We start from the raw sequence: 26,065 nt of genomic DNA on the forward strand, positions 1-26,065 counted from the left end.
ATGGAGAGCGGCTCGTTACCCGCGTCCGCCTGCCAGCGCACGCAGGAAGAAGGCGAGATTGGCGGGTCGTTCGGCCAGCCTGCGCATGAAATAGCCGTACCACTGGTCGCCGTAGGGGATGTACACGCGAACGTGGTTGCCCTCGGCGGTGAGTCGCTGCTGTTCGTCGTCGCGGATGCCGTACAGCATCTGGTACTCGTACTCCTCGCACTTGCGCCGTGCCGCCGCGACGGCCGCACCGGCGGCGGCGATGATCGCGGGGTCGTGGGAGGCGATCATCGGATAGCCCTGCCCGGCGGCGAGTACACCAAGGCAACGCAGATAGGACGCGTCGACCTCGGCACGGTCGCGGAAGGCCACCGATTCCGGTTCGTCGTAGGCACCCTTGCACAGCCGGATCCGCGACTGCGGGCCCGCCAGCGCACGGCAGTCCTCTTCGGTGCGGCGCAGGTAGGCCTGCAGAACGGTGCCGAGCCACGGGAAGTCCTCGCGCAGCTCGGTGACGATCGCGAGGGTCGAATCGGTGGTCGTGTGGTCTTCGGCATCGACGGTCACCCACAGTCCGGCCGCCTCGGCGGCGGTGCAGATCTGGTGGGCGTGCTCGCGGGCGATCGCGTGTCCGTCGCGCGGCAGGGCCTGTCCGAGCGCCGACAATTTGACCGAGACCTCCAGCGGCCGAACGGCTCCCGGCGTGGTCTCGGCCTGGGGCAGGCGTCCCAGCGCGGCGATGAGAACGCGGTACTGCTCGACCGTCGCCTGCGCCTGCGTCAGGTCGGTGGTGTGCTCACCGAGGTAGTCGATACTGATGAAACGCCCTGAGCGGAGCAAGGTTTCGGCGGTGGACACCACCTGGTCGGTGGTGGTTCCCGCGACGAACCGTGACACCACATCGCGGCTCACCGGCAGCCGGGTGACGGCGCGTTCCAGTTGTGCCGAGCGCGCCGCTGCGAGCAGTGCCGAGCGCAGAAGTGCCGACATCAGTTGGCCTCCGATTCCTGGTGGGGGTAACCGTGCTCGGTGGGCGGGGTGAAGGTCTCCTTGATCGTGCGCGCGGAGGTCCAGCGCAGCAGGTTCTGGGCCGAGCCCGCCTTGTCGTTGGTGCCCGAGGCCCGTCCCCCGCCGAAGGGCTGCTGGCCGACGACCGCACCCGAGGGCTTGTCGTTGATGTAGAAGTTGCCCGCCGAGAAGGTGAGCCGCTCGGTGGCGGCGGCGATGGCGGCGCGGTCCTGGGCGATGATCGAGCCGGTGAGACCGTAGGCGCCCGCGTCGACCAGATTCATGGCCTCATCGAAACCCGAGGGTGTCGAGTCGTCGTAGACGTGCACCGCGAGGATCGGACCGAAGTACTCGGTGTGGAAGATCTCGTCGCCCGGGTCGTCGCCGACCACCACCGTCGGTTCCACGAACCAGCCGACGCTGTCGTCGCTGTGCCCGCCCGCGACCACGGTGATCCCCTGGGTGGCCTTGGCCCGCTCGAGCGCGGCGGTATTGCGGTCGAAGGCGCGCCGATCGATCAGTGCCCCACCGAAATTCGTGAAATCGGTGACATCGCCGTAGCGCAGCGACGCCGTCTTCTCGATCAGGTCCTCCGACATCGCCGACCACACCGAACGCGGCACATACGCCCGCGAGGCGGCCGAACACTTCTGGCCCTGGTAGTCGAACGCGCCACGCAGCAACGCGGTGGTGAGTACCGCCGGATCCGCCGACGGATGCGCGAGCACGAAGTCCTTGCCACCGGTCTCGCCGACCAGCCGGGGATAGGTGCGGTAGCGGTCCAGGTTCGTCGCCACTTCCCGCCACAGATGCTGGAAGGTGGCCGTGGACCCGGTGAAATGCACACCGGCCAGGCGCGAATCGGGCAGCACCACCTCCGAGACCTCGGGTCCGGCGCCGTGCACGAGGTTGATGACGCCGGGCGGCAGACCCGCCTCCTCGAGCAGGCACATCGTCAGGTACGCGGCCACCGCCTGCGAACGCGCGGGCTTCCACACCACCGTGTTGCCCATCAGTGCGGGCGCGGTCGGCAGATTGCCTGCGATGGCGGTGAAGTTGAACGGGGTCACCGCGTAGACGAAGCCCTCCAGCGAGCGGTACTGCATGCGGTTCCACACCCCGCGCGAGGACAGCGGCTGTTCGGCGATGATCTTGCGCGCGAACGACACATTGAACCGCCAGAAGTCGACCAGTTCGCACGGTGCGTCGATCTCGGCCTGATACGGCGACTTGGACTGACCGAGCATCGTTGCCGCACAGATCTTTTCGCGCCACGGACCGGCGAGCAGATCGGCCGCGCGCAGGAACACCGAGGCGCGGTCGTCGAACGACATCGCCCGCCAGGCGGGTGCGGCCTCGGTGGCGGCTTCGACGGCAGCGGCGGCCTCGGCGGAGGTCGCGTCGTGCAGGGTGCCGAGTACGGCGCTGTGGCGGTGTGGTTGGACGACCTCGAACACCGGTCCGTCGCCGCGTAGGTGGCGACCGCCGATCACGTGGCAGATCTCGGTCGGGGTGTCGGCCAGTTCGGTGAGTGCGGTCTGCAGCCGGGTGCGTTCGGGTGTGCCCGGCGCGAAGGTGCCGACAGGCTCGTTCACCGGCGGCGGGGTGGTCGCAATGGCGTCCATGAGTGCCTCTCCTGCGTCGTACGGCGGTAGCGGGATGTGACGTAGTCAACACCCCTCGGCATCGGTCATAATCGGCTGATCGGACGAAGTTCTGCTCAATGTTTAGTCTGATCGGACAATGGAGCGCGCGTATGGAGACGACACTGGCCGAGCTGCTCGGCGCGCTCGACCACACCGTGGCCACGCTGGTCGACGCACCGGCGGGGGAGCAGGTGGTCGTGCGCACTGTCGCCCTCGCCGAGCCCGCCGACCTGGCCGAACACCTCGAGGCCGACGGTGTGTTGGCGCAGGTGTATCTGCTGGTCGGCGTCGATTCCGAGCAGACCGTACGGTGGCTGCGCGGTGTCGGTGCCCGCCCGCTCGCGCAGCGGCCGCGACTGCTGATGACCAAGCGTGCCGACGACTCACCGGCAGTGCGTGCGGCCGCCCATGCGGCCGGGATCGCGCTGGTGCAGGTGCACCGGCATGCCCGCTGGGACCAGGTGTTCGGCCTCGTCCGCCGCATGCTCACCCGCGCGCCCGGCGGCCGGACCGAGGCCGGTGAACCCGACCTGCTCGCTCCCGACACCGACCTGTTCGGGCTGGCGCAGGTGGTGGCGGCCGAAACAGGCGGCATGGTGAGCATCGAGGACCCGCACTCGCACGTGCTCGCCTATTCGGCCTCCGACGCCGCCGCCGACCAGTTGCGCATCCGCTCGATCCTCGGCCGCGAGGGCCCGGCCGACTACCTGCGGATACTGCGCGAGTGGGGCGTGTTCGACCGGGTGCGCCGCACCGACGAGGTGGTCGACGTCCCCGACCACCCCGAACTCGGGATCCGCCGCAGGCTGGTGGTCGGTATCCGGCGGGCCACCGACGGCGCCGAGGACCGGATGCTCGGCACGATCTGGTTACAGCAGGGCGACCGGCCGCTGCGCCCGGACGCCGCCCAGGTACTGAGCGGTGCGTCGGCGGTTGCGGCGCGCATCATCGCGCGGTCACTGGACGCACCCTCGACCGAGGCCGTGCTGGTGCGCAGGCTGTTCGGCGCACACGGCGAAGGAGTCGACGTGCCGTCGGTCGCGGCTGCCCTGCGTCTGCCCGAAGCGGGTCCCGCCGCGGTGATCGGTTTCGCCGCGCTCGGTCCGGCCGCTGAACTCGCCGCGTCCAGCGGCCTGATCCGGTTGCACGCCAGTGCTTTTCGTGGCGATTCGGTCACCGAGGCGATCGGTGAGCGGGTGTATGTGCTGCTGCCCTCCTATCACTCAGAGCATGGTGTCGGGTCGTGGGTGCGTGAGCTGGTCGCCCAGCTCGAGCAGGTGCGTGGGCTGGTTGTCCGCGCCGCGGTGGCCGCGCCGGTGGCCGGGCTGACGGCCGTCGCCGGAGCCCGCGCCGAGGTCGACCGCGTGCTGGACAGCCCCGCCGCCACCGCCGAGGGCAGCCGCGTGACCACTCTGGCCGAGGCGAGAACGGCGGTGCTGCTCACCGAGATCGTCGACCTGATCCGCGACCACCCTCACCTGCACGACCCGCGCCTGGCCGCCCTCGATGCCTACGACCGCGACCACGGCGCCGACCTGCGCGACTCGATCCGCACCTATCTGCGCGCCCACGGCGAAGTGAGCACCGCGGCCGCCGCCCTGCGCGTGCACCCGAACACCTTGCGCTACCGCCTGCGCCGCGTGGAATCCATCCTCGGCATCGACCTCACCGACCCCGACGACCGCCTGCTCCTGGAAATCCAGCTCGCCGCCTGCCCACCGCGCGACCACTCCCGAAATGCCGGTTCGGCCTGACGAACCGCCCCCGCGCCACGCCGAACCGCGTCGTCACGCTCCCGTCGGAACCTCACCGACGGCCTTGGCCGGGTCGATCACACCGAGCACCTCGCCCTGGGGTGCCTGCAGAATTCCCATGCGCCCGAACGGACTGTCGTCGGGCCCCATGATCACCTTCGCGCCCAGTTCGGTCGCCTTGTTCAGGGTGCCGTCGGCGTCGTCGACCTGGATCCAGGTGAGCCAGTACGGCGGATTGCCGAGCGCCGAGGCGTCCATCATCCCGCCGACCTCGTGCTTGTCGCCGGGCAGCGAGAAAGTGGAGTAGGTGAAGTTCACCCCGTCACCGATTTCGGTGTAGTTCCAGCCGAACACGCTGTTGTAGAACTCGTGTGCCTGGTCGTAGCCGGGGGTGTGCAGCTCGTTCCAGCAGTAGGCGCCGTGCTGGTTGAACACCCCGGCACCGATGTGGCGCTTGGCCTCCCAGACGCCGAAGGCGCCGCCGGTCGGGTCGGCGGCGACGAACATCCGCCCCACGTCGAGTACGTCGAACGGTGGCACGAACACCTGACCACCGGCCTTCGTGACGCGCTCGGCGATCTCGTCGGCCCGTTCGGCCGCGAAATAGGTGGTCCACACCGACGGCATCTGCCGCATGTCGTCGGGTTTGGGTCCGATGCCCGCCGCGGGTCTACCGTCGAGCATCGCCATGAGATACCCACCCGCGCCCGCGTCCTGGATGTCCCAACCGAAGAGCGCGCTGTAGAACGTGCGGGCGGCGGCCGGGTCGTCGACCTGACAGTCGACCCAGCACGGCGTGCCCTGGGGCCATGGTTCGTCACGTGTCGGCATTGTCGAACGTCCTCCTCGTCGATGAATGACACCGGCCGGGTCGGTCGGCACGCGCCAAGTCAACCACTGCCCACCGACACGTCCGTCGCCGAGGATAACGCCCTGAACTGGAACGATACGTGTTCACTGCGACCCTCCGAGCGGTCCGGCGCTGCCCGCCGCAAGTCGTTACCACTGTTACAGTTTCGGCGCCGATCTGCGGTGGCTAGGTCAACGATGAACGAACCGGTCGGGAGCGACTCGATGACGTTGAGAGGTTCCGAACGTGGGCTCGTCCGTGTGCTGACGGCGATTCTCGCGATCACAGCGGTGCTCGCCTGCGGGGCAGGCCAGGTGTCGGGCAAGCCCGGCGGCGACGTGCCAGGCGTGCGCTGGACCGCCCAGCACGACGCGCCGGGCACCTATCCGGAAGTGCGCGTGGAGCGCGGTGTGCACATCACCATGAGCGACGGCGTGGTCCTCAAGGCCGACGTGTACCGACCCGCCGACGCGGCAGGGGTGATCGAGCAGAAGCCGCTGCCGACGATCGTGAGCCTCACGCCCTACTCCAAACTCATGACCGGCCTGATCGAGCAGGCCGCCGCCACCCCCGGCCTGCAGTCGACCGCGGTCGACATCGTGCGCCGCCTGAATCTGTCGAGCACACCCATCAGCGGTTTCGGCGATCTGATGCAGGCACTGGACGGCGGCATGATCCAGACCATGCTCGGCGTCGACCGCAAACTCATCGGCAGCGGCTACACCGTGGTGGTCGCCGATGTGCGCGGAACCGGTCAGTCGCAGGGCAAATGGGACACCCTCGGCGCCCGCGAACAGCTCGACACCCGTGAGGTGATCGAGTGGGCGGCCGCCCAGCCGTGGTCCAACGGCCGCATCGGCATGAGCGGCGGCTCGTACTCGGGCATCAACCAGTTGCGGGCCGCCGAAGACGCGCCCGCCGCGCTGCAGGCCATCTTCCCGGTGGAACCCGGCAGCGATCTGATGCGCGACGTGGTCGCCCCCGGCGGTGGTGTCGGCACGACGTTCCTTCCGCTGTGGCTCAATTCGGTCAACCAGCTCAAACTCGTGCCCGACGTGGCGTCGATGATCCAGGGCACGTTCGACTGGACCTGGTTCAACGATCGCATCGCCGACCCGACGACCAATTTCGACCTGCTCGCCCAGGCCCTGCTCACCCCGTCGCTCGAGGACATGCCGCCCGCTCTCGACGGTGCGCTCGATGAGACCTCGGCGTTTCGCGAGGCGATCATGGGTCATCCGGAGAAGGTGAACGTGCCGACGTTCGTCTACGGCGGCTGGCATGACATCTTCGCCAACAGCGCGACCAAACTCTACGAACAGCTCCCGCTGCCCCCGGGGCGCAAGCAGCTGGTCGTCGGCGATACCTATCACGCCAATCCCGGTGCGGGAACCGGTGTTCCGGGGGCGCCGCCGCGGCTGGACGTGTTGCAGCGTGCCTGGTTCGACAAGTGGCTCAAGGACATCGACAGCGGTGTCGAGGCGTTCGGCCCGGTGACGGTGAAACAGCAGGGCGGCGGGTGGGTCACGCTGCGCGAGTGGCCGCAGCCCGGTGTCACCCATCGGCGGGTATATCTGTCGGCCGATCCGAGCGGGTCCACCGAGGACAGCCTGCACGACGGTTCACTGCGTCCCACGGGCCCCGGCGCGGTCGAAAACCTCACGGTGGCACCGGGTTTGAGTACCATCTGCTCGCGGGACGCGGCGCAGGGCTCGGCCGGGATGACCGCCGCGCTCGACGCGTGCGCCAAGGACTCGCGCATCGCCGAACGCAACGCGCTCACCTTCACCAGCGCACCGGTCGCCGAGGAGACGGTGATCTCGGGTCCGATCAACGTGCGGCTCAACACGGTGCACACCGGCAGTGACGGATTCTGGAACGTCACCGTCAACGATGTCGCTCCCGACGGCACCTCCACCGTGCTCACCACCGGTCAGCTCACCGCATCCATGCGGGCCATCGACGAACGGCGCAGCGCGCGGTCGGTGAACGGGGATCTCACCGCACCGTTCAACCCGCTCACCCTCGACCGGTTGCTGCCCGTGGTCCCCGGTGCGCCGACCGAGATCGACATCGCTGTCATCCCGACCCAGGCCGTGCTCGCACCGGGGCACCGCGTGCGGATCGACGTGTACGCGGGTAACGCGCCCAAGGCGCTGCCGTTCCGCCCGATGCTCGACGCCTCCGGGCTGGAACCGCAGCAGGTGCGCCTCGACCCGGCGGCACCGAGCTTCGTCAACCTGCCCACCGACAAGCCGATCCCGTGACGCGGACTCAGAGCTGCGATTTCACCTCGGCGGCAATGAGTTCGAGGTGGTCGAGATCGGCCAGGTCGAGGATCTGCAGGTAGATCCGGCTCGCACCGATCTCGCGGTAGCCGGCGATCTTGTCCACCACCTCGGCGGGCGAGCCGGCCAGCCCGTTTGTCTTCAGCTCGTCGACCTCACGTCCGATCGCCGCGGCCCGGCGCGCCACCTCGGCGTCGGTGCGCCCGACGCAGGCCACGAGCGCGTTGGAATACACCAGTTCGTCGGTGCGCCCGGCCGCGCGCCCGGCGTCGCGGACCCGGTCGAACTGGGCCGAGCTGTCGGCCACCGAGGCGAAGGGCATATTGAATTCGGTGGCGTAGCGGGCGGCCAGGCGTGGGGTGCGGACCTTGCCGTTGCCGCCGATCACCACCGGCACCGGATCCTGCACCGGTTTGGGCAGGGCGGGGGAATCGGTGAGCTGGTAGTGCTCGCCGTCGAAGGAGAAGGTATCGCCGAGCTTGGTCGACCACAGGCCCGTGACGATCGCGAGCTGTTCTTCGAGCAGGCCGAACCTGTTGTCGGGGAACGGAATTCCGTAGGCGGCGTGTTCGGCGGCGAACCAGCCGCTGCCGAGCCCGAGTTCCACCCGGCCACCCGACATCTGGTCGACCTGGGCCACCTGGATGGCCAGCGGCCCGGGCAGCCGGAACGTCGCGGCGGTGACCAGGGTCCCCAGCCGGATGCGGGAGGTGTCGCGGGCCAGACCCGCGAGGGTGATCCAGGCGTCGGTGGGGCCGGGCAGGCCGTCGGCATCGCCCATGGCCAGATAGTGGTCGGAGCGGAAGAAGGCGTCGAAGTCGAGATCCTCGGCGGCGCGCGCCACGGCGAGCAGCGTGTCGTAGTCGGCGCCCTGCTGCGGTTCGGTGAAGATGCGGAGGTCCATGATCACCATCGTGCCCGAGACGCGCGCGGGTGTGTGAGGCTGTAGGGGGCAACGGCTCGGCAGAGGAGGATGCGGTGGGAGAACCTGTCATTGTCGTCATGGGCGTCTCCGGGTGCGGCAAGACGACAGTCGGGGCCCTGTTGGCCGACCGCCTCGACGTGCCCTACGCCGAGGGCGACGACTTCCACCCGCTGGCCAATATCGAGAAGATGGCGGCCGGTATCCCGCTCACCGACGAGGACCGGTGGCCGTGGCTCGACACGGTCGCCACCTGGCTGCACGAGCACAGCGAGACGGGCGGGGTGGCCAGCTGCTCGGCGCTGCGCCGGGTCTACCGCGACCGGCTGCGGGCCAAAGCGCCCGACACCTACTTCGTGCATCTGGCCGCCACCCGGGTGGAGCTGATGCGCCGGATGACCGGTCGCCTCGGCCATTTCATGCCGACCATCCTGCTCGACTCGCAATTGGCCACGCTCGAACCACTCGAGCAGGACGAAGCAGGCGTCGCCCTCAACGCGCTACAGCCGCCCGGGGTGCTCGTCACCGAGGCGGTCGAGAACTGGACCGCCGATCATCGCTGAAACAGCGGATGCAGCTGCTCGACGGGCGCGAGCATCAACCACCCGCCGATCACGGCCGCCGCCAGGCAGACCAGCGCGAAGAACGCCACCCACAGCAGCGCGGGCAGGTGCGTGAGACGAGCCAGCTGATCGGCATCGGAATCGGTGCGTCCGGGTTGTCTGCGCCTGCCGCGCTGCAGCTCGAGCACGGGACGGACAGCGGCGGCCAGCAGGAACCACGCGGCCAGATACGCGAATCCGGCCTGGAGCAGGTCGCTGCCGTACCAGGACACCCCGAACACCAGCGCGCCGAGCACGAGCACGGTCAGCAGACCGTACACATTGCGCACCTTCACCAGCACCGCCACCAGCATGGCCAGGGTGGCCCACAACATCACCGACACCCGGCCGGAACCCAGCAGCGCCGCGTAGCCCACGCCGAGCAGTGCGGGCGCCGGATAGCCGGCCATCGCGGTGAGGATCATGCCGGGGCCGGTGGGTTTGCCACTGGACACCGTGAGACCCGAGGTGTCGGTGTGCAGCGTGATCGCATGCAACCTGCGCCCGGTGAGCAGCGCGAACAGCGCGTGCCCACCCTCGTGCGCCACCGTGACCGCGGCCCGGGTGATCCGCCACAGCGGCCGATACCCGACCAGGATCAGTGCCAGCGCCGCGGTGACGAGCACCAGCCACCACGGCGGCGCGGGTTGCGGTGCGAGTAAACGTTCGAACGAAGAGCTGACCGATCCGGTGTCCACCGCCGCACTGTAGCCGCGATTCGCCACGCCCACGGCCCGGTCGGCACATGATGCGCCGATACCATGTTCCCGCAACGCTTTCCGGGCAACAATCGCGTCCGGGCGTGGTAGCAAAGGGCATGCAGATGCGACCGCACCGATGGAATCCGCCCCAAGCGACCGCCCGGGCCGCACAGAACCAGAGCACACCCGCGCTGCCCGAGGTTCGGTTGATACCGCTGCCCGGACAGGGACCGGAAGATGTCGTGCTGACCGCCGAAGGACACCTGGTCACCGGCACCGAGGACGGCGCCATCTGGCGCGTCGACCCGGCCGACGGCACCGTGGAGAAGATCGCGCACGCGCCGGGCAGGCCGCTGGGAATGCACGCCGATGCCGACGGTTCGCTACTCGTCTGCGTCGCGGGCCACGGCGTGCTCCGGCTGGCCGGGGCCGGTGCCGAACTGGAGCCGGTGATCACCGAAGTGGACGGTGAGCCGATCATCTTCCCGAGCAATGTGGTGCGCGACGACGACGGCACCGTCTACTTCTCGATCTCGTCGCGGCGCTGGCCGTTCGAACAGTGGATGGGTGACATCCTCGAGCATTCCGGCAGCGGCAGGCTGGTCCGCCGCGACCCCGCGGGGGAGGTGGAGGTGCTGATCGACGGGCTGCAGTTCGGCAACGGGGTGGTGCTGGCGCCGGACCGGTCCTGTGTGCTGGTCGCCGAGACCGGCGCCTACCGGATCGCGAGGTACTGGCTCTCGGGTCCCCGCGCGGGCACCGTCGACCGTCTCGTCGAGAACCTGCCCGGTTCGCCGGACAACATGCTCCTCGGCAGCGACGGCCTGGTCTGGATCGGGATGGTGGCACCTCGCAACCCGCTGCTGGACCGGATGCTGGCACTGCCGGGCATCTTCCGACGCCTGACCTGGGCACTACCCGAGTGGCTCCGACCGGCGCCCGCCCGCTCCGCGTGGGTGATCGCGCTCGACCTGGACGGCACGGTGGTCCACGACCTGCAACGCCCGGGCGACGACTTCGCGATGGTCACCTCGGTGGTCGAGCACCAGGGCACCCTGTACTTGGGCAGTCTTTCCGAATCGGCCGTCGGGGTGAGCGCGGTGCCGTGACGTGCACAGTATCGTCGATAGCCGACCCGATGAGACTGCGGAGGGATGGCTCGACGATGACCAAGCCCTGCCTGTTGCTTCAGCTTCGCCCCGAACGTGCCGCGTCCGACGACGAGTACGCCGCACTGCTGCGCGCCGCCGAACTCACCGACGACGAGGTGGTGCGCATCGAGATGGATCGGGGGCTGCCCGAGGTCGACCTGGACGACTTCTGCGCCGTGATCGTCGGCGGCGGGCCGAGCAACGTGAGCGCACCGGAGCAGGACAAGTACGACTACCAGCGGCGGTTCGAACCGCCGCTGCGCGCGCTGCTCACCGAGATCGTCGACCGGGATTTCCCGTACTTCGGTGCCTGCTACGGCCTGGGCATCCTGGCCGACGTGCTCGGCGGTGAGGTCGGCCCCGACCGCTACGGCGAAGCTGTCGGCGCGAGTACGGTCGTGTTGGCCGACGGCGCCGAGGACCCCTTGCTCACCGGCATCCCACGTTCGTTCCGCGCCTTCGTCGGTCACAAAGAGGCCTGCCAGGGCGTGCCGCCGGGCGCGGTGCTGCTCGCCGGTTCCGAGGGTTGCCCCGTGCAGATGATCCGGGTGGGGCGCAATGTGTACGCCACCCAGTTCCATCCCGAACTCGACGGCACCGGGCTGGCCGTGCGGATCGAGGCCTACCGGCACGCGGGCTATTTCGACCCGAGCGAGGCGGACATGCTGGCCGAACTGGGTCGGCGTGAATCGGTGCCGGTGCCGCGGGAACTGTTGCGGCGCTTCATCTCGCGCTCTCGCGGGTAGCCCGCACGGTGGAGGGCAGGGGGTGGTCCGGTTCCAGCGCGGGCAGGCCGTCGATGCTGGCGGAGTTGTCGCCCGCGATGCGCCGCGCGAAATCGTCGTCGGTGCGCCGGGTGTGGGCCTCGTCCAGAATGGAGCGCTCCTCGACCAGGTCCATCCTCGGCACCGACCAACCGCACGAATCGGCGATGCGGTCGACCGAGACCACGATCACCGCGCGGATACCGGGATGCTCGGTGCCGAACCGCGCACGCAGCGTGTCGAATTCGGGGGAGTCGGGCCGCACGACCCGCCCGGTGCCGAGCAGGCGCAGGATGCGGGCGACGCGGGAGAACGAGCAGAACATCACGGTGATGCGGCCGTTGTCGCGCAGGTGCGCGATCGTCTCCGAGCCGCTGCCGAACAGATCGAGGTAGGCGACGGTGTGGTCGTCGAGGACGGCGAAGGTGTCGCGATATCCCTTGGGGGACACATTGATATGACCGCCGGCGGAGGGCGCGGTCCCCACGAAGTACATCGGCTGGTCGGCGATGAACGCCCGTAACTTGTCGTCGATCCGGTCGAACACCTTGGCCATGACGCACTTTCCGGTCCCGCCGGGCGGCGAGCTCCCCGTGGTCGAGTGTATCGACCACGACGTTGGATTCACGGTGAGAGTTATCGCAGACGGCGCCCACCGCGGTGACCGACGATGGGGCCATGACGCAGACCGCTCCCCACCCTGTCCAGCAGCGCTACGCGGACCCGGACGCTGCCGTTCCCGCGCAGTGGAACTCTGTGCTGCAGGTGTTGCACGAACACAAATCGGTCCGGCGCTACCTGCCCGATCCGGTCGAACCGGAAACGATCCGGCTCCTGGTTTCGGCGGCTCAGTCAGCCCCGACCTCGTCGAACCTGCAGGCCTGGAGCGTGATCGAGGTCCGTGATCCGGCGCGGCGAGCCCGGCTGGCGGCGGTCGCGGGCGGCCAGGCCCACATCGAGCAGGCGCCGGTACTGCTGGTCTGGACCGCCGACTTCGCGCGGTTGCGTCAGCTCGCCGACGACCACCACGCGCCCCTCGACGGCGCCGACTATCTGGAATCCAGCTACGTCGGCGTGGTCGATGCCGCGCTCGCCGCCCAGAATGCCGTGATCGCCGCCGAATCGCTCGGGCTCGGCACCGTCTACATCGGTGCGTTGCGCAACGATCCCGAGCGGGTCGCGGCGGAACTGAACCTGCCCGCCCACGTGTTCCCCATCTTCGGGCTGGTGGTCGGCCACCCCGACCCGACGGAGGGCACACGGGTGAAGCCGCGACTGCCGCAGGCGGCCGTGCTGCACCAGGAGACCTACGACCTACCGCGTCAGCGTGGACCGGTCGCCGACTACGAGCAGCGGATCGGCGCGGTCTACGGCGATCAGGGCCTCCCGTTCTCCTGGACCGAGCGGGTACTGGCCCGGCTCGGCTCCGAGGCCTCGCTCAACGGTCGCCACCGACTTCGGGAGTCCTTGGCGGCCATGGGATTCCGGCTCCGCTGAGGCGGATCAGCCGTTGATCGCCTCGGCGGTGAGCTCGAGGGAACGGATGCGGGTGTCGATGTCGTAGACGAGGGTGGTGAGCATCAGTTCGTCGGGCCGGGTGTCCTCGATGAGCTGGGCGGCCTGGGCGCGCACCGTCTCCGGCGACCCCTGCAATTGTCCGGCCTTGCGCTGTGCGGCGAAGTGGCGTTCGGCATCACTACCGGGGAACCCCTCGGCCTGCTCGGGGGTGGCCAGTGCCTGCGGGCGGCCGGCGCGCAGGTTGACGAAGGCCAGGTCGCGTGGTGCGGCGAGCCGGTCGGCCTCGGCGTCGGTGTCGGCGCAGATCGCCGAGACCGCGACCATGCTGTACGGCTCGGCCAGGATCGCTGAGGGCCGGAAGTTGTCCCGGTAGAGCGCGAGCGCGGCGGCGGTGTTCTCGCCGGCGAAGTGGTGCGCGAACGCGAACGGCAACCCCAGCACGGCCGCGACCTGCGCGCTGTACCCGCTCGAGCCGAGCAACCACATCTCGGGCTGTGTGCCACGACCAGGGGTGGCGACGATGCCGTCCGCATCGGTGCCACCGAAATATCCCATCAGAGCGGTCAGCTCACGGGGAAACGATTCGGCGCCGAGACCTTCGGCGTGCCTGCGCAGCGCGCGAGCGGTAGCCGGATCGGTGCCGGGCGCGCGACCGATACCGAGATCGACGCGGCCCGGATGCAATGCTTCGAGCGTGCCGAACTGTTCGGCGACGACCAGCGGAGCGTGGTTGGGCAGCATCACGCCACCCGAGCCGACCCGGATGCGCGAGGTCGACGCGGCGAGATGCGCCAGCACCACGGCGGGCGCCGAACTGGCGATGCCGGGCATGTTGTGGTGCTCGGCCACCCAGAAGCGGCGCATCCCCAGCTCCTCGGCGCGCTGGGCGAAGCGGGTCGTCGCGTGCAGGGCCTCGCCTGCCGTCGCATCGGCCTGCACCGGTGCCAGATCGAGAACCGACAACGTGACCGGGCTCATGAGTCTCCTTCGCGTGAAATCCCCTCAGTAGGCCAACCGGCGCGGCGGCTCCGGTATTTCCGGCGAGCGACAGGGGTGATCGGCGGCACGGTTGCCGCGCGGTAGCGTGCAGGACTGTTCGACACGAAGGAAGGATCCCGCCATGTCCGCTGACGGTCCCGGCCTACCCACCGCCGCGCCGACCGAGACCCTCACCGCTGCGTCGGAGGAGGGTTACGCGCGCGGGCTCAATCCGCGCACGATCCAGATGATCGCCATCGGCGGCGCCATCGGCACCGGCCTCTTCTACGGCTCCGGCGCGGCGATCGAACAGGCGGGCCCCTCGCTGATCCTGGCCTACCTCGCCGCCGGACTGGCGATCTTCGTCATCATGCGCGCGCTCGGTGAGCTGCTCACCTACCGTCCGGTCTCGGGCAGCTTCGCCGAGTACGCGCACGAGTTCCTCGGCCGGTTCGCCGGATTCGCCACGGGGTGGTCCTACTGGGCGGTGTGGGTGTCGACCTGTATGGCCGAGATCACCGTCGCCGGACACTACGTGCAGTACTGGTTCGACATTCCGCAGTGGGTGACCGCGCTGGTGGTGCTTGCGGTGCTGTTCACCGCCAACCTGATCTCGGTACGGATCTTCGGTGAGGGCGAGTTCTGGTTCTCCGCGATCAAGGTGACCGCGATCCTGGCGATGATCCTGATCGGCATCGGTGTGCTGGTGTTCGGGTTCGGGCACGCCGCCGATCCGACGGTGACGAACCTGTGGGGCGACGGCGGGGTGTTCCCCCACGGCTTCGGGCAGACCCTGCTGGTGTTGCAGATCGTCGTGTTCGCTTATGTGGGTGTCGAATTGGTCGGCGTGACGGCGGGGGAGGCCCGCGATCCGAAGACCACCCTGCGCAAGGCGATCAACACCCTGCCCTTCCGCATCGGCCTGTTCTATATCGGCGCGCTCGTGGTCATCATGTCGGTGGCGAGCTGGCGCAGTTTCCATGCCGGGCGCAGCCCGTTCGTCGAGGTGTTCGAGCAGATCGGCATCCCCGCGGCCGCGGGCATCATCAACTTCGTGCTGCTCACCGCGGCGCTGTCGTCGTGCAACTCCGGCATCTACTCGACCGGCCGGATGCTGCGCAGCCTCGCGTTGCGCGACGAGGCGCCCGGCGGGTTCGCGAAGCTGAGCAAGCAGTCGGTGCCGTTCGCCGGTATCTGCGCCTCGGCGGCGGCGATGGTGATCGGTGTGGTGGTGAACGTGATCTCGCCGGACAAGGCCTTCGCCTACATCACCTCGGTGAGCACGGTCGGCATCATCGTGGTGTGGAGCGTGATCCTGGTGTGCCACTTGAAGTATCGCGCCAAGGTGCGCGCGGGTGCGCTGCCCGGCAGCGACTACCGCCTGCCCGGCGCGCCCGTGACCACCTGGGCGGCTCTCGGTTTCCTCGGCCTGGTCGTGATCCTGCTGCTGTGGACCGACGGTGGGCGCACCGCGCTGGTCGTCGGCGCCGTGTGGGCCGCGCTGGTGTGCGTCGGCTACTACACCTTCGGCCGCAAGACAGCAGCGCACACCCACTGACCGTCGGCCCCCCGTTTGCTGGAAAGCCGCTGGCAGACAAGCGTTTTCTGTCATACCCCATCGGTATCGTCGAAGTGTCACACAACTGGCCCGGCGAGTGTTGCCGGGCGGTGCGAGAACGGGGGCACGACATGAGTGACGACTTCCGCGGTGATCTGCGTCCACCACGCAGGCACGGAACCACCTGGCGCGAATCGGAATACCGGATCCTCGCCGACGACCTACGAGCCGGTGTCGATCTGGCCCGCACCGCGCGCACGCTCGGGCGCACGGAATCGGCGGTACGCACCGCGCTCCGAAACTTCGTGCCACCCGAGGACCGGATATCCACGGCCGAGCGTGAACGTTGGGTGCGAACGCGCCTGGTCGCCGAACCCGAATGGGATTGGTGGGCGGTGGTGATCGACCAGCACCGCCGCTCCGGCAGCCGCTTGTGGTTCACCCGCCACGAGCACTGTGCCCGGATCGGCTGGCGCCGTAAGACGCCCATGCCCGCGCTCGCCCAGGAACTCGACACCTCGGAACTCTCGGCCGCCGAGTTGCTGCGCTCACTCGGCCTCGTCGAGAGCATCGAGGAAGCCGCCGATCGACTCGGCGCCACCCCGGGACACGCGCTGGCCGAACGGGTTTCGGCCCGCCGCGACCGCGCCGTCGGTGCCCGCTGGATTCTGGTGATCGACGGCGCCGCGGGCACGACCCACCCCCGCAACGCCCCGACCCGCCGCCATATCTCCCTGCACGAGACCCGCGCCGCCGCCGAAGCCGAACGCGACCGCATCCTCGCCTGGCACCAGCGCCTCACCGCCTCGGCTCGGCGTAGCGGGCCGGCAACCGGGCAGGACATCGACAGCCCGTCCACATACGGCGACGCGACAGTCCTGCGTGACCATGGCGCACCCGCACCCGCACCCGCACCCGCACCCGCACCCGCACCGGCGGACCGGTCGCATCGGTCGGCGCATTCGGACCCAGGCACCGCGGCTCTGCCCAGCGTCGGAGACCTCGCCGAGACGGCCCGGCCGCACCGACAGGCGCGTGCCGATGGCGACGCCGCGGCGTGGTCCGGGCCGGGTGACGCCCGCGAGTCGGTGTGGTGGACCATCGCCGAACGCGGGCTCGGCGCGAGCACCGGACCGACTCGGTGCGGTGAGTTCGCCGCGGTGGGCAGCGGTGGTGAGGTCGCCGCGGAGGCGCTGGCGGTGGGCGACATCATCAGGGTGCCGGTTCCCGACGGGTACCTCCAGGACCGCATCATCGCGATCACTCGCGCGGGGGGAGCGGGCGCGCCGGTCACCGTCGACCTCGCACCCGTCGCGAACTCGCGCATCCGCCGCGTCGTCGAATTCGGGGCGCAGGAGCGAGTCGAGGTGGTGCGCCACACCGAGCAACGATCCGCCTGACCGCGACCACGAACCGACGCCCGCGGCGTCCGCGGCGGGCGTCGACCGGACACCCTGCCACGAACCGACGCTCGCGGCGTCCGCGGCGAGCGTCGACCGGACGCCCTGGTATCGGCGGTGCCCGCACAACCGTCGCGTGAGCGACACCGATGACGCCTCGGCGCGGGCAGCCGTCGGCCCTGGTGCGACCGGATGTCGGTTGCCGCCCGGGCGTCCTGTCAGTCGGCGGCGGTCCGTCCGGGCATGGTGGCGGCCGCCGCGAACATGATCACCGCCATGGTGAGGATGGCGGCGAACACCAGGTGGATGCCGGAGGCGAGTTCGGTGGGGGTGGGGTGGTCGGGGTCGGTGATGCCGGTGTTGACGATGGCGCCGAACACGGCGACACCGAGCGCGCTGCCGAAAGATCGGGCGAACATGTTGGCCGAGGTCACCACACCCCGCTCCTGCCAGGGTGCGCTGTTCTGCGCCGCGATCAGGGTGGGCGAGGCGACCAGGCCCATGCCACCGCCGATCAGGAAGCACGAACCCGCGATCTGCCACGGGCTGGTCCCGGCATCGATGAACAGTGTTGTCGCGCAACCGATGACGGCAAGCGTGCTGCCGAGCAGACCGGCGATGCGGAATCCCCAGCGCAGGTACAACCTGCCCGACAGTGTCGCCGCCAGCGGCCAGCCGAGGGTGAGCCCGCCGACGGCGAGCCCGGCGATCAGGGCGGTGGTGCCGAGGACACCCTGGGCGAAAGTCGGGACGTAGGAGGTCAATCCGAGCACCACGGCGCCGACGAGCAGCGACACCGTACTGCTGGCGATCACGATCCGGCGCGTGAAAACCCACAGCGGCAGTACCGGATTGGGCACCCGCAACTCGACGACGGCGAACACTGCGAGAACCACCGTACTGCCCACGAACAGGCCGATCGACACCGGTGAATCCCACGCCCACGCCTGCCCACCTTCGAGCAGCGCCAGGATCAGCGCCCCCGCGCCCAGCGTGAGCAGCGCCGCGCCGAGGTAGTCGATCCGTTGACGGCTGCGCGGCGCCGATTCGGCGAAGTGCCGCACCAACATCCACGCCGCGACCGCACACAGCGGCAGGTTGATCAGGAAGATCCACCGCCAGTCCGCGTGATCGGAGAGCAGTCCGCCCAACAGCGGCCCGAGCACCGCCGACCCGGCCCACACACCCGCCATATAGCCCTGCACCCTGGCCCGTTCGGTCAGGTTGTAGAGGTCGCTCGCGATGACCATCGTCATCGGCTGGATCGCGCCGGCGCCGATTCCCTGGATGGCGCGAAAGACGATGAGCGCCAGCATGTTCGACGCCAGACCGCACAGCAGCGAGCCGACGGCGAACACCGCGATCCCGAACAGGATCACCGGCTTGCGCCCGACCATGTCGGCCAGCTTGCCGTAGATCGGCACCGTGACCGCCTGTGCCAGCAGGTAGATCGAGAACAACCACGGGAACATCGCGAACCCACCGAGCGAATCGGTGATGGTGAGCACCGCCGTGGCGATGATCGTGGAGTCCAGCGCGATCAGCGAGGTCGAGAGCATGAGCGAGGCGAGTACCGCGCCCCGTTCGGATCGCAATCCGACAGCCGTGTCCGCCGTATCGGTCGCCACTGCGGTCCTTTCCTCGACTAACCAGTCGGTCCACGGTATCCGGCGCGGCCGCGTTCGCGCGCGGAGATTTCCGTGCCGGGCGGGCCGGTGGGTCAGGCCGCCGCGAACTTGGCGGCGATCTCGGCCGCGGTGACCTTGGCCAGCTCGACGAAGAACGGCACCCGTTCGTCGATCATCAGCGTGACGGGCCCGCGCAGGCCGAGCGCGAATCGGCACCGCCCCTCGGGGTCGAGGATCGGCAGGCCGATGGTGCGGAATCCGGGATCGAGTTCGCGGTCGTTGAACGCGTAGCCGCGCTCGCGGGTGGTGACGAGTTCGGCGCGCAGTTCGTCGGGCCCGGTCACGGATCGCTCGGTGCCTTCTTCGTAGGGCAGCGAACGCAACTCGTCGTCGTCGACGTCGGACCAGGCGAGCAGCGCTTTGCCGAGCGCGCTGGCGTGCAGCGGGAGCCGGACACCCTGCAGCTTGTGCCCGTCGCTCTCGCGCCACCGGCTGGTGCCGAGCAGGACGGCGTGGATTCCGTGGCGTGTGGCCACCGAGCCGGTCGCCCCGGTGGTGGCGGCGAGCTGTTCGAGGCAGGGCTCGGCGAGGTAGATCTTGTGCTGGCGGTAGGCGATCTGGCCGTACTCGGCCAGGGCGCCGCCCATGCGATACCGGCTGGACTCGGCGTCCTTCTCCAGGAAGCCCGCCTGCACCAGCGCGCCGAGCAGCCGGTGCGTGGTGCTGACCGCGAGCCCTTGTGCGCGTGCGACTTCCGAGACGCCGCGTTCCTCGCCACCGCGGAAGCAGTCGAGTACAGACAGGGCTCGGGTGACGGTCTGCACGCTGGAGGTCTCCACGAACCGAAGGTAACACAGGCAGGTGCGCAAGCCTGCCGATGTATTCCGTTATATGGAAAGCGACGCGGCGCAGTGACTGCGTAATTGCCATAAATCCGCGGATGCCTTCCTGTCAAGCTTTCCGATCCACGGAAAGGCATACCTCGTTCCGCACGATGCGCGCTCATACGCTCCGAGGGCATCGACCCCGTCCCGAACAGGAGCCCCGAATGTCCCGCAGGCTGTCGGCCTTCTCGCGGATCGCCCTCGCGATCGCCCCCGTCGTCGCCCTCGTCGCGGCATGTGGCTCCGGCTCGACGCCGGAACAGGGGGCAGACACCCCCTACATCCTGAAGGTCACCGACCCGGGCAACAGCGGCCCGCTGGCCGTCGGCAAACGCGACGGCACCTTCGACGCGGCCCTCGCACCGCTGGGCGCCAAGATCCAATGGGTCAGCACCACACCGGGTTTCAGCTCCATGCTGAAGCTGTTCAACACCGGCGAGCTCGACGTGTCCGGCGCGGCCTTCAGTCCCGTGGTCGGCGCGCTGTCCAAGGACGTCGGCGTGAAGATCGTCGCGGTGGCCGACCCGGCGGGCCAGGATCAGAGCGGAATCGTCGTCCGGCCGGAGTCGGGGGTCACCTCGGTGGCCGGCCTCGCGGGGAAGCGGATCGCGGTGAACCCGGCAGGCAAGGGCGAGTACATCACCCTCAAAGCGCTTGCCCAGGCCGGTATTCCGGCCGATCAGGTCACCCGGGTCCCGCTGCAGCAGAAGGATGCCGCCTCGGCGTTCGCGACCGGCAAGGTCGACGCGTGGGCGTCGTTCCTCGTGCCGTACCAGGAGGCCAAGGCCGCGGGCGCGGTGGAGATCACCACCGAGAAGCAGATCGGCTCCAAGGACAACTCCGTGGTGGTGTTCCGCACCGAGATCCTCGACGAGCGTCCCGACGTGGCCGCCAAGTATCTGGAGGTGCTGCAAGGTCTCACCGCGAAGCAGAAGGCCGCACCGGCCGACTTCGAGAACGTCTTCGACAAGTCCGGTCCACGCGCGCTCACGGGTGAGCGGCTGGCCGACGCCGTCCGGGTCGGCGCGCAAGCCTCCGTACCCCGGCTGCCCGTCGACTCCGATGCCACCGACCTGGCCGATGTGGTGAACACCTTCGCCGACAACGGCGTCATCGCCCGCCGTATCACCGCCGCCGACATCTTCTACGACCTGAAATCCAGGCTGACCCCCGAACAGCTCGCCGCGCTGAAGGACAAGTGAGGTGAGCACTCTCGTCCTTGCCGCGCCCCGGGTCCGGCGCCCCCGGGAGCGGCCACGCTGGTTGTCGCTCGGTCTGCGCGCGCTGCTACCCGTCCTCATCGTGCTCGCCTGGTGGGCCGGTTCGGCAAGCGGTGCGATCTCACCGCGGGTGATCGCCGGACCCGGCGCCGTCTGGTCCGCGCTGGTCGAGCTGGCAGGCAGCGGTCAACTGCTCGACTTCGCCCTCGCCTCGTTCGGCCGGGCGGCCGTCGGGGTGGCGCTCGGGGTCGGCGTCGGGCTCGTGCTCGGCCTGCTGTCGGGGCTGTCCGCCCTCGGTGAGGAACTGGTCGACTCGACCATGCAGATCGTGCGTGCGGTGCCGTTCCTGGCGCTTGTCCCGTTGTTCATCGCCTGGTTCGGCATCGACGAGCTCTACAAGGTGCTGCTGATCGCGGTGGCGACGACCGCGCCGATGTACGCCTACACCTACCTGGGCGTGCGCAATGTCGACCGGAAGATGGTCGAGGCGGCGCGCAGTTTCGGGCTCACCGGAACCCGGCTCGTCGTCGAGGTGATCGTGCCCGCCGCGCTGCCCGGCATCCTGATGGCGCTGCGGGTGTGCTTGTCGATCAGCATCACCGCGTTGATCGCCGCCGAACAGGTCGGCACTCAGCAGGGCGTCGGCTACCTGGTGACGCTGGCCCAGGAATACAACCGCACCGACTACATGGTGCTGTGTGTGGTCCTCTACGCGCTGCTCGGTCTGGTGTTCGACGCACTCGTACGGCTCGCGGAACGGTACGCGATGCCCTGGCGCAAGCAGGTGGCGATCCGATGACGACAACAGCAGCCGCCCCGATCGAGGTAGCGGTGGACCCGGTGGCGGTGTCGATCACCGGCCTGCGCAAGGCCTTCGGCGACAAGACCGTGCTCGACGGTGTCGACCTCACCATCCGCCGCGGCGAGTTCGTGGTGCTGCTCGGACCGAGCGGCACCGGTAAGACGACGCTGCTGCGCCTGCTCACCGGGCTCGAAACACCGGACGCCGGTGAGGTTCTCGTACCGCCGCGCCGCACGACCGTCTACCAGGAACCGCGCCTGATCCCGTCGAAGCGGGTGCTGGCCAACGTGATCGTCGGCCTGCGGCGCGGCAAGGCACAGCGCGAAGCCGGGCTGCGCGCGTTGACCGAAGTGCACCTCGACGGCAAGGCGGGTCAGTGGCCCGCCACCTTGTCCGGTGGCGAGGCGCAGCGTGCCGCCCTGGCCAGGGCACTGGTGCGTGAACCGGAACTGCTGCTGCTCGACGAGCCGTTCGCGGCGCTGGACGCGCTGACCCGGCTGCGCATGCAGGACCTGGTCGGCGATCTCGTCGCCCGGCACCGGCCCGCCGTACTCATGGTCACCCACGACGTCGACGAGGCGATCCGGCTCGCCGACCGGGTGATCATCCTCGACCGCGGCCGTTTCGCCGTCGACGAGGTCGTCGACCTACCCCACCCACGCGATCACGCCGCACCCGAAACCCTCGGCTACCGAACGCGATTCCTCGCCCAACTCGGTGTCGGACCACATGCAAGGAGCCTGTCATGACCGAAACCCTGTGGTACACCCGCTGCCCCGTGCCCACCGCGAGCGGGCTCGCGCACAGCCTCGGCTGGCTCGGTGAGACCGCCGCGCACGCGGGCCTCGAGTTCGGCGTGCTGCAGGACGCGGGCCCCGAACTCGCCGGGCACCACTTCCTGCACGATCTGTCCGGCCTGATCCGCGAGGGCGGGAACGTGCCCGCCCTGGCCGCCCGCGCACAGGGTTCACCCACCCGCCTGATCGGACTCACCTGGATCGACGAATCCCAGGCGATCCTGGTCGGCCCCGATTCGCCGGTCACCGACGCCGCCGGGCTGGCCGGGCAGCGCATCGGCGTCCCCGCCTGGGCGCAGGACCAGGCCCGCAGCTTCCCGCGAGCGATGGCGCTGCACGGCTTCGCCAACGCCCTGCGCCCGGCCGGGCTGACCCTGGCCGATGTGCGCGTCGTCGAGCTGGCGGTCGAGCGGGATCCGCAGGTGCGCACCGAGATTCAGAGCGCTCGCCGCTCGACGACCTGGGGTGTGGACGAACTCCTCGACGGCAAGGTCGACGCGATCTACGTCAAGGGCGCTCGCGCCAAGGAAGTGGCGGCCGAGCACGGTCTGCGCGTGGCGGTCGACCTCGATGCCTCGGCCACCAAGTACCTGCGGGTCAACAACGGCACCCCGCGCCCGATCACAGTCCACGCCGACCTGCTCGAATCCCGGCCCGAGGTCGTCGTCGGCTTCCTCGCGCAGAGCCTGCGCGCCGCCGACTGGGCCGCCGGTGACCTCGACGGTGTCCGCGCGGTGCTCCAGCGCGAAACGCTGTCGGGCCCGGCCGGTGTCGTCGCCGCCTATGGCGCCGAGTTCCACCGCGGCCTGCATCCCTCGCTCACCGACGAACGGATCGAACTGCTCGGTGTGCAGAAGCAGTTCCTCTACACCCACGGCTTCCTGGCCGCCGATTTCGATCTCGAATCCTGGGTCGCTCCTGAGCCGTTGGCCCGTGCGCGTGAGATCGTCGCTGCCGAGCGGGTGCCGGCATGACCGATTTCCTGTGGCGGCTGCCCAGCCGTGGTGACGGACGACGCGCCGATCCGGCGTTGCGTGGCCGCGGCGGGTTCGGGCCGCCGAACCCCGTTGTCGAGACCACCGATCCGCGGCCGGGTCGCTTCGGCCCGTTCGACGACATCGCCCAGATCGTCGACGCCGCCGAACTCACCGGCTTCGACGGCGTACTCGCACCCTACGACCCGCTCGGCGAGGAATCCTGGATCGTGGCGGCCGCGGCCCTGCGCGCCACCCGCTACACGCGGGTTACGGTCGAATTCCAGCCCGCGTTCGGCACCCCGGTGTACGCGGCCAAGGTGTCGGCGACCCTGCAGCGGCACTCGGCGGGGCGGCTGAACTGGCGGCTGGCCGTCGACACCGATGAAGCCGAGGCGCGCACGCGCGGCGACCGGGTCACCGGTGACGAGCGCTACGACCGTGCCGCGGAATTCCTCACCGTGGCACGCGGGGTCTGGAACGAGAACGAGGTCGATGCAGCGGGATTCGCGGGCACCGGTTTCGATTACGCGGGTCGCTATTACGACGTGGTCGACGGCGGCTTCCGTGGCATCCTGTCCGGCCTGCCGTTCCCGGTGGTGCATCTGAGCGGGACCACACCCGCCGCGCTGGCGCTCTCCGCCGCACACGGTGATGTCCACCTGTTCGCCGAGCAGGAAGACGGAATCACCGGTGCGGTAACCGAATTGGGGGAGCGGGCCGCCGCGTCCGGGCGCCGCGTGCGCGTCGGCCTCGAATTGCCGATCATCGCCAGAGAGACCGAGGCCGAAGCCTGGGCCAGGGTGCATCGGCAGTGGGCCGAACTCGACCGACCCGACAACGTCGCCGACCACACCCTCGGTGAGGGACGCTGGTCCGGGTTCCACGCGTTCGGCTACGACCAGCGCATCGGCCTCGTCGGCAGCTACGCCCAAGTAGCACAACAGCTTTCGTATTTCGCCGCCGCAGGCGTGCAGACCTTCGTGCTGTCGGGCCACCCCGCTGTCGAGGAAATCCACCGCGCGGGCGAGCACCTGCTGTTCCTCGCCGACCCGACCGCCCGCACCCTCGCTCAGGAGGTCACCGCATGACCATCGACGTCTACTGGCGCATCGGCATGGAAGGCGATCACGCCTCGCTGCGGACCCCACGCCGCTACAACCGGGGCAACGCGGGTGGCTACGGCCCGGGCAATATCGCCCCGGCCGTGCGGAACGGCGCGCTCGACGAGTACACCTACCTCGATCACGTCGCCGCGGTCGCCAAGGCCACGGAATCGGCGGGGTTCCTCGGCGGGTTGCTGCCGTCGTTCCCGGTGACCGACGACCCGTGGGCCTTCGCCGCCGCGCTGGCCATCGGCGCGGGCGACTTCATCCTGAGCAAGCTCGAGACCGACCCGCACCTGGCAGCCATCTTCGAGGCGAACGGCGGGGCCAATGTGATCGGCCGTGCCGGTCTGCTGGAACTGGCGAAATTCGTGGTGCTGCTCGAAGAGGGTGCGCAGTATCAGGCGATCGCCGAAACCCTCGGCGGTTCGGTGGAATTCGATCCCTCGAACCTGGCGGTGCAGTGGCAGCGCAGCGGGCTCGCCGACGAAGCCCGCCGCCTCGGCCTGATCGGAGACGCGCGATGAGCATCCGGGTCGGCTACTTCCCGCACAACAACTCCCTGTTCGTCCTGCGCCACCGCGGCATTCTCGAACGGCTGCTGCCCGAGGTCGACTGGGTCGACCTGCGCGAACTGCCCCGGCCCGCCCGGGTCGACCCCAAAACCGCACTGCCCGGGGAACATTCGGACTGGCTGTTCACCGAGGGCGGCTACGACATCATCGGCACCGGCTTCACCCCACCGCTCACCGCGCTCGCCAACGGTCGCGACATCGTCTACCTCGGCATCTCGGGCCCGCGCGTGGAGAACGGCAGGCTGGTCGCGACCACCGCGAGTGGCATCACCTCCGCCGCCGACCTGCGGGGCAAGCGGGTCGGCATCGCCCACGGTTCGTGGCAGACCACGTTGCTGCTGTTCGCTCTCGACAAAGTCGGCCTGACCTGGGCGGATGTCGAACCGATCGACGTGGACGTGCGCGACGGCGGTGCGGCACTGCTGGCCGGTGAGCTCGATGCCTGGGTCGGCACGTACCCCGGTCTGCAGGACGTCGAGGCGGCCGCCGATCTCACCACGCTGGTCGACACCGCCTCGGTCTTCAGCCACCCGTCCCTGTGGTTCACCCGCCGCGACCTTGCCGAAGGCGATCCCGACACCGTGGAGGCGGTGCTGGCGGCGCTGCGGGAATCCGATGCCTGGATCGTCGAGAATCCGCGGGCCGCGGCGCAGTATTTCGTCGACGACGCGCTCCGCCACGGAATCCCCGCCGATCTCGACGCCTGGGAGGCGGCGCTGCGCGGGCGGCCGTTCGGCGTGCACCCCGTGAGCGAGGACTTCCTCGACGAACAGCAGCGGGCTGCCGACCTCCTCGCTGCGAACGGATTGCTCCCGCGCGCGATCGAGGTGCGGTCGGCGGTGCGTCCGTGGATCGGGGAGCTGATCGGCGAACAGGCCACCACCACGGTCTGAGCCTCCGCATCGAATGCCCCTGGGCGGCCGATTCGGGCGCTCAGGGCACGGATGCGAT

Annotated in this window: 23 protein-coding genes and 2 pseudogenes; 16 read left to right on the plus strand and 9 right to left on the minus strand. The window is 69.5% G+C overall.

What is annotated here, in order from left to right; translation table 11 throughout:
• Positions 1-15: 15 nt before the first annotated feature.
• Complete coding sequence (locus AB0I19_RS02040; RefSeq protein WP_357143449.1) at positions 16-978, minus strand: proline dehydrogenase family protein; 963 nt, start codon at positions 976-978, stop codon at positions 16-18.
• A complete protein-coding gene (gene pruA / locus AB0I19_RS02045; protein ID WP_357143451.1) occupies positions 978-2,621 on the minus strand; it encodes an L-glutamate gamma-semialdehyde dehydrogenase in 1,644 nt (547 codons plus the stop codon). The genes AB0I19_RS02040 and pruA overlap by 1 nt, the downstream gene beginning before the upstream one ends.
• Before the next feature lie 131 nt (positions 2,622-2,752).
• Between pruA and AB0I19_RS02050 the strand changes: the two genes are divergently transcribed.
• Positions 2,753-4,396: a helix-turn-helix domain-containing protein gene (locus AB0I19_RS02050; protein ID WP_357143453.1), complete on the plus strand. Its 1,644-nt coding sequence runs from the start codon at positions 2,753-2,755 to the stop codon at positions 4,394-4,396.
• A gap of 33 nt (positions 4,397-4,429) precedes the next feature.
• Here AB0I19_RS02050 and AB0I19_RS02055 read toward each other — a convergent pair whose 3' ends face one another.
• Complete coding sequence (locus AB0I19_RS02055) at positions 4,430-5,227, minus strand: VOC family protein (RefSeq protein ID WP_357143455.1); 798 nt, start codon at positions 5,225-5,227, stop codon at positions 4,430-4,432.
• A gap of 243 nt (positions 5,228-5,470) precedes the next feature.
• On the opposite strand from AB0I19_RS02055, the gene AB0I19_RS02060 reads away from it, so the two are divergent.
• On the plus strand, positions 5,471-7,513 hold the full coding sequence (locus tag AB0I19_RS02060; RefSeq protein ID WP_357143457.1) for a CocE/NonD family hydrolase: 2,043 nt from the start codon (positions 5,471-5,473) through the stop codon (positions 7,511-7,513).
• A 7-nt stretch (positions 7,514-7,520) separates the two neighbouring features.
• On the opposite strand, the gene AB0I19_RS02065 is transcribed toward AB0I19_RS02060, so the two are convergent.
• On the minus strand, positions 7,521-8,438 hold the full coding sequence (locus AB0I19_RS02065; protein WP_357143459.1) for an LLM class F420-dependent oxidoreductase: 918 nt from the start codon (positions 8,436-8,438) through the stop codon (positions 7,521-7,523).
• A gap of 98 nt (positions 8,439-8,536) precedes the next feature.
• Here AB0I19_RS02065 and AB0I19_RS02070 point away from each other — a divergent pair, with 98 nt between their 5' ends.
• A complete protein-coding gene (locus AB0I19_RS02070) occupies positions 8,537-9,019 on the plus strand; it encodes a gluconokinase (protein WP_357145075.1) in 483 nt (160 codons plus the stop codon).
• On the opposite strand, the gene AB0I19_RS02075 is transcribed toward AB0I19_RS02070, so the two are convergent.
• Positions 9,010-9,756, minus strand: coding sequence for a M50 family metallopeptidase (locus tag AB0I19_RS02075; RefSeq protein ID WP_357143461.1), 747 nt, complete (start codon positions 9,754-9,756; stop codon positions 9,010-9,012). The genes AB0I19_RS02070 and AB0I19_RS02075 overlap by 10 nt on opposite strands.
• Before the next feature lie 125 nt (positions 9,757-9,881).
• On the opposite strand from AB0I19_RS02075, the gene AB0I19_RS02080 reads away from it, so the two are divergent.
• Together AB0I19_RS02080 and AB0I19_RS02085 are read left to right on the plus strand one after the other, a co-directional pair.
• Positions 9,882-10,868 (plus strand): SMP-30/gluconolactonase/LRE family protein, encoded by a 987-nt coding sequence (locus AB0I19_RS02080; protein WP_357143463.1) that lies wholly within the window; start codon positions 9,882-9,884, stop codon positions 10,866-10,868.
• 56 nt (positions 10,869-10,924) lie between these two features.
• Positions 10,925-11,656 (plus strand): glutamine amidotransferase, encoded by a 732-nt coding sequence (locus tag AB0I19_RS02085; RefSeq protein ID WP_357143465.1) that lies wholly within the window; start codon positions 10,925-10,927, stop codon positions 11,654-11,656.
• Here AB0I19_RS02085 and AB0I19_RS02090 read toward each other — a convergent pair.
• Positions 11,634-12,230, minus strand: a complete 597-nt coding sequence (locus AB0I19_RS02090) for a pyridoxamine 5'-phosphate oxidase family protein (protein ID WP_357143467.1) — start codon at positions 12,228-12,230, stop codon at positions 11,634-11,636. The genes AB0I19_RS02085 and AB0I19_RS02090 overlap by 23 nt on opposite strands.
• Positions 12,231-12,352: 122 nt before the next feature.
• Here AB0I19_RS02090 and AB0I19_RS02095 point away from each other — a divergent pair, with 122 nt between their 5' ends.
• Entirely contained in the window at positions 12,353-13,171 is an 819-nt protein-coding gene (locus tag AB0I19_RS02095) for an NADPH-dependent oxidoreductase (protein WP_357143469.1), read from the plus strand.
• A 6-nt stretch (positions 13,172-13,177) separates the two neighbouring features.
• On the opposite strand, the gene AB0I19_RS02100 is transcribed toward AB0I19_RS02095, so the two are convergent.
• Positions 13,178-14,170 (minus strand): LLM class flavin-dependent oxidoreductase, encoded by a 993-nt coding sequence (locus tag AB0I19_RS02100; protein ID WP_067488782.1) that lies wholly within the window; start codon positions 14,168-14,170, stop codon positions 13,178-13,180.
• A 142-nt stretch (positions 14,171-14,312) separates the two neighbouring features.
• Between AB0I19_RS02100 and AB0I19_RS02105 the strand changes: the two genes are divergently transcribed.
• Positions 14,313-15,728, plus strand: a complete 1,416-nt coding sequence (locus AB0I19_RS02105; protein ID WP_357143471.1) for an amino acid permease — start codon at positions 14,313-14,315, stop codon at positions 15,726-15,728.
• Between the two features lie 131 nt (positions 15,729-15,859).
• Positions 15,860-17,128 carry a hypothetical protein gene (locus AB0I19_RS02110; protein ID WP_357143473.1) on the plus strand — a complete coding sequence of 423 codons (1,269 nt, stop codon included), beginning with the start codon at positions 15,860-15,862 and terminating at the stop codon, positions 17,126-17,128.
• Positions 17,129-17,346: 218 nt separating this feature from the next.
• Here the strand turns inward: AB0I19_RS02110 and AB0I19_RS02115 are convergent, their stop codons facing one another.
• Positions 17,347-18,756, minus strand: coding sequence for an MFS transporter (locus AB0I19_RS02115; protein ID WP_357143474.1), 1,410 nt, complete (start codon positions 18,754-18,756; stop codon positions 17,347-17,349).
• Between the two features lie 92 nt (positions 18,757-18,848).
• Positions 18,849-19,595: an IclR family transcriptional regulator gene (locus AB0I19_RS02120; protein ID WP_357143476.1), complete on the minus strand. Its 747-nt coding sequence runs from the start codon at positions 19,593-19,595 to the stop codon at positions 18,849-18,851.
• A gap of 209 nt (positions 19,596-19,804) precedes the next feature.
• On the opposite strand from AB0I19_RS02120, the gene AB0I19_RS02125 reads away from it, so the two are divergent.
• The 8 genes and pseudogenes from AB0I19_RS02125 to AB0I19_RS02160 all read left to right on the plus strand — a co-directional run bounded on the left by AB0I19_RS02125 (position 19,805) and on the right by AB0I19_RS02160 (position 26,007).
• The gene (locus AB0I19_RS02125; RefSeq protein ID WP_357143478.1) at positions 19,805-20,842 is read left to right on the plus strand and encodes an NrtA/SsuA/CpmA family ABC transporter substrate-binding protein; all 1,038 of its coding nucleotides are present in this window, start codon (positions 19,805-19,807) and stop codon (positions 20,840-20,842) included.
• A gap of 1 nt (position 20,843) precedes the next feature.
• Positions 20,844-21,659, plus strand: coding sequence for an ABC transporter permease (locus AB0I19_RS02130; protein WP_357143480.1), 816 nt, complete (start codon positions 20,844-20,846; stop codon positions 21,657-21,659).
• Positions 21,656-22,411, plus strand: coding sequence for an ATP-binding cassette domain-containing protein (locus AB0I19_RS02135; RefSeq protein WP_357143482.1), 756 nt, complete (start codon positions 21,656-21,658; stop codon positions 22,409-22,411). Before AB0I19_RS02130 ends, AB0I19_RS02135 begins: the two co-directional genes overlap by 4 nt.
• A complete protein-coding gene (locus AB0I19_RS02140; RefSeq protein ID WP_357143484.1) occupies positions 22,408-23,433 on the plus strand; it encodes an ABC transporter substrate-binding protein in 1,026 nt (341 codons plus the stop codon). Before AB0I19_RS02135 ends, AB0I19_RS02140 begins: the two co-directional genes overlap by 4 nt.
• Positions 23,430-24,524, plus strand: a complete 1,095-nt coding sequence (locus AB0I19_RS02145) for an LLM class flavin-dependent oxidoreductase (protein ID WP_357143486.1) — start codon at positions 23,430-23,432, stop codon at positions 24,522-24,524. Before AB0I19_RS02140 ends, AB0I19_RS02145 begins: the two co-directional genes overlap by 4 nt.
• A pseudogene (locus AB0I19_RS02150) lies at positions 24,521-24,787 on the plus strand (alkanesulfonate monooxygenase); the annotation flags it as partial. The gene AB0I19_RS02145 and the pseudogene AB0I19_RS02150, both read left to right, overlap by 4 nt.
• A gap of 6 nt (positions 24,788-24,793) precedes the next feature.
• Positions 24,794-25,066 (plus strand): annotated as a pseudogene (locus AB0I19_RS02155) (class II aldolase/adducin family protein); the annotation flags it as partial.
• A complete protein-coding gene (locus AB0I19_RS02160; protein ID WP_357143488.1) occupies positions 25,063-26,007 on the plus strand; it encodes an ABC transporter substrate-binding protein in 945 nt (314 codons plus the stop codon). The pseudogene AB0I19_RS02155 and the gene AB0I19_RS02160, both read left to right, overlap by 4 nt.
• The last annotated feature ends 58 nt before the right edge of the window (positions 26,008-26,065 follow it).

The sequence above is a fragment of the Nocardia sp. NPDC050413 genome (assembly GCF_040655475.1).
In the GTDB taxonomy this organism is placed as follows: Bacteria; Actinomycetota; Actinomycetes; order Mycobacteriales; family Mycobacteriaceae; genus Nocardia; species Nocardia coubleae.

Bases quoted from the DNA above. Each gene is read 5' to 3' on its own strand.
- AB0I19_RS02040 (WP_357143449.1), bottom strand. From the start codon at position 978: ATGTCGGCACTTCTGCGCTCGGCACTGCTCGCAGCGGCGCGCTCGGCA.
- pruA (WP_357143451.1), bottom strand. From the start codon at position 2,621: ATGGACGCCATTGCGACCACCCCGCCGCCGGTGAACGAGCCTGTCGGC.
- AB0I19_RS02050 (WP_357143453.1), top strand. From the start codon at position 2,753: ATGGAGACGACACTGGCCGAGCTGCTCGGCGCGCTCGACCACACCGTG.
- AB0I19_RS02055 (WP_357143455.1), bottom strand. From the start codon at position 5,227: ATGCCGACACGTGACGAACCATGGCCCCAGGGCACGCCGTGCTGGGTC.
- AB0I19_RS02060 (WP_357143457.1), top strand. From the start codon at position 5,471: ATGACGTTGAGAGGTTCCGAACGTGGGCTCGTCCGTGTGCTGACGGCG.
- AB0I19_RS02065 (WP_357143459.1), bottom strand. From the start codon at position 8,438: ATGGACCTCCGCATCTTCACCGAACCGCAGCAGGGCGCCGACTACGAC.
- AB0I19_RS02070 (WP_357145075.1), top strand. From the start codon at position 8,537: ATGGGCGTCTCCGGGTGCGGCAAGACGACAGTCGGGGCCCTGTTGGCC.
- AB0I19_RS02080 (WP_357143463.1), top strand. From the start codon at position 9,882: ATGCGACCGCACCGATGGAATCCGCCCCAAGCGACCGCCCGGGCCGCA.
- AB0I19_RS02085 (WP_357143465.1), top strand. From the start codon at position 10,925: ATGACCAAGCCCTGCCTGTTGCTTCAGCTTCGCCCCGAACGTGCCGCG.
- AB0I19_RS02090 (WP_357143467.1), bottom strand. From the start codon at position 12,230: ATGGCCAAGGTGTTCGACCGGATCGACGACAAGTTACGGGCGTTCATC.
- AB0I19_RS02095 (WP_357143469.1), top strand. From the start codon at position 12,353: ATGACGCAGACCGCTCCCCACCCTGTCCAGCAGCGCTACGCGGACCCG.
- AB0I19_RS02100 (WP_067488782.1), bottom strand. From the start codon at position 14,170: ATGAGCCCGGTCACGTTGTCGGTTCTCGATCTGGCACCGGTGCAGGCC.
- AB0I19_RS02105 (WP_357143471.1), top strand. From the start codon at position 14,313: ATGTCCGCTGACGGTCCCGGCCTACCCACCGCCGCGCCGACCGAGACC.
- AB0I19_RS02110 (WP_357143473.1), top strand. From the start codon at position 15,860: ATGAGTGACGACTTCCGCGGTGATCTGCGTCCACCACGCAGGCACGGA.
- AB0I19_RS02125 (WP_357143478.1), top strand. From the start codon at position 19,805: ATGTCCCGCAGGCTGTCGGCCTTCTCGCGGATCGCCCTCGCGATCGCC.
- AB0I19_RS02135 (WP_357143482.1), top strand. From the start codon at position 21,656: ATGACGACAACAGCAGCCGCCCCGATCGAGGTAGCGGTGGACCCGGTG.
- AB0I19_RS02140 (WP_357143484.1), top strand. From the start codon at position 22,408: ATGACCGAAACCCTGTGGTACACCCGCTGCCCCGTGCCCACCGCGAGC.
- AB0I19_RS02145 (WP_357143486.1), top strand. From the start codon at position 23,430: ATGACCGATTTCCTGTGGCGGCTGCCCAGCCGTGGTGACGGACGACGC.
- AB0I19_RS02160 (WP_357143488.1), top strand. From the start codon at position 25,063: ATGAGCATCCGGGTCGGCTACTTCCCGCACAACAACTCCCTGTTCGTC.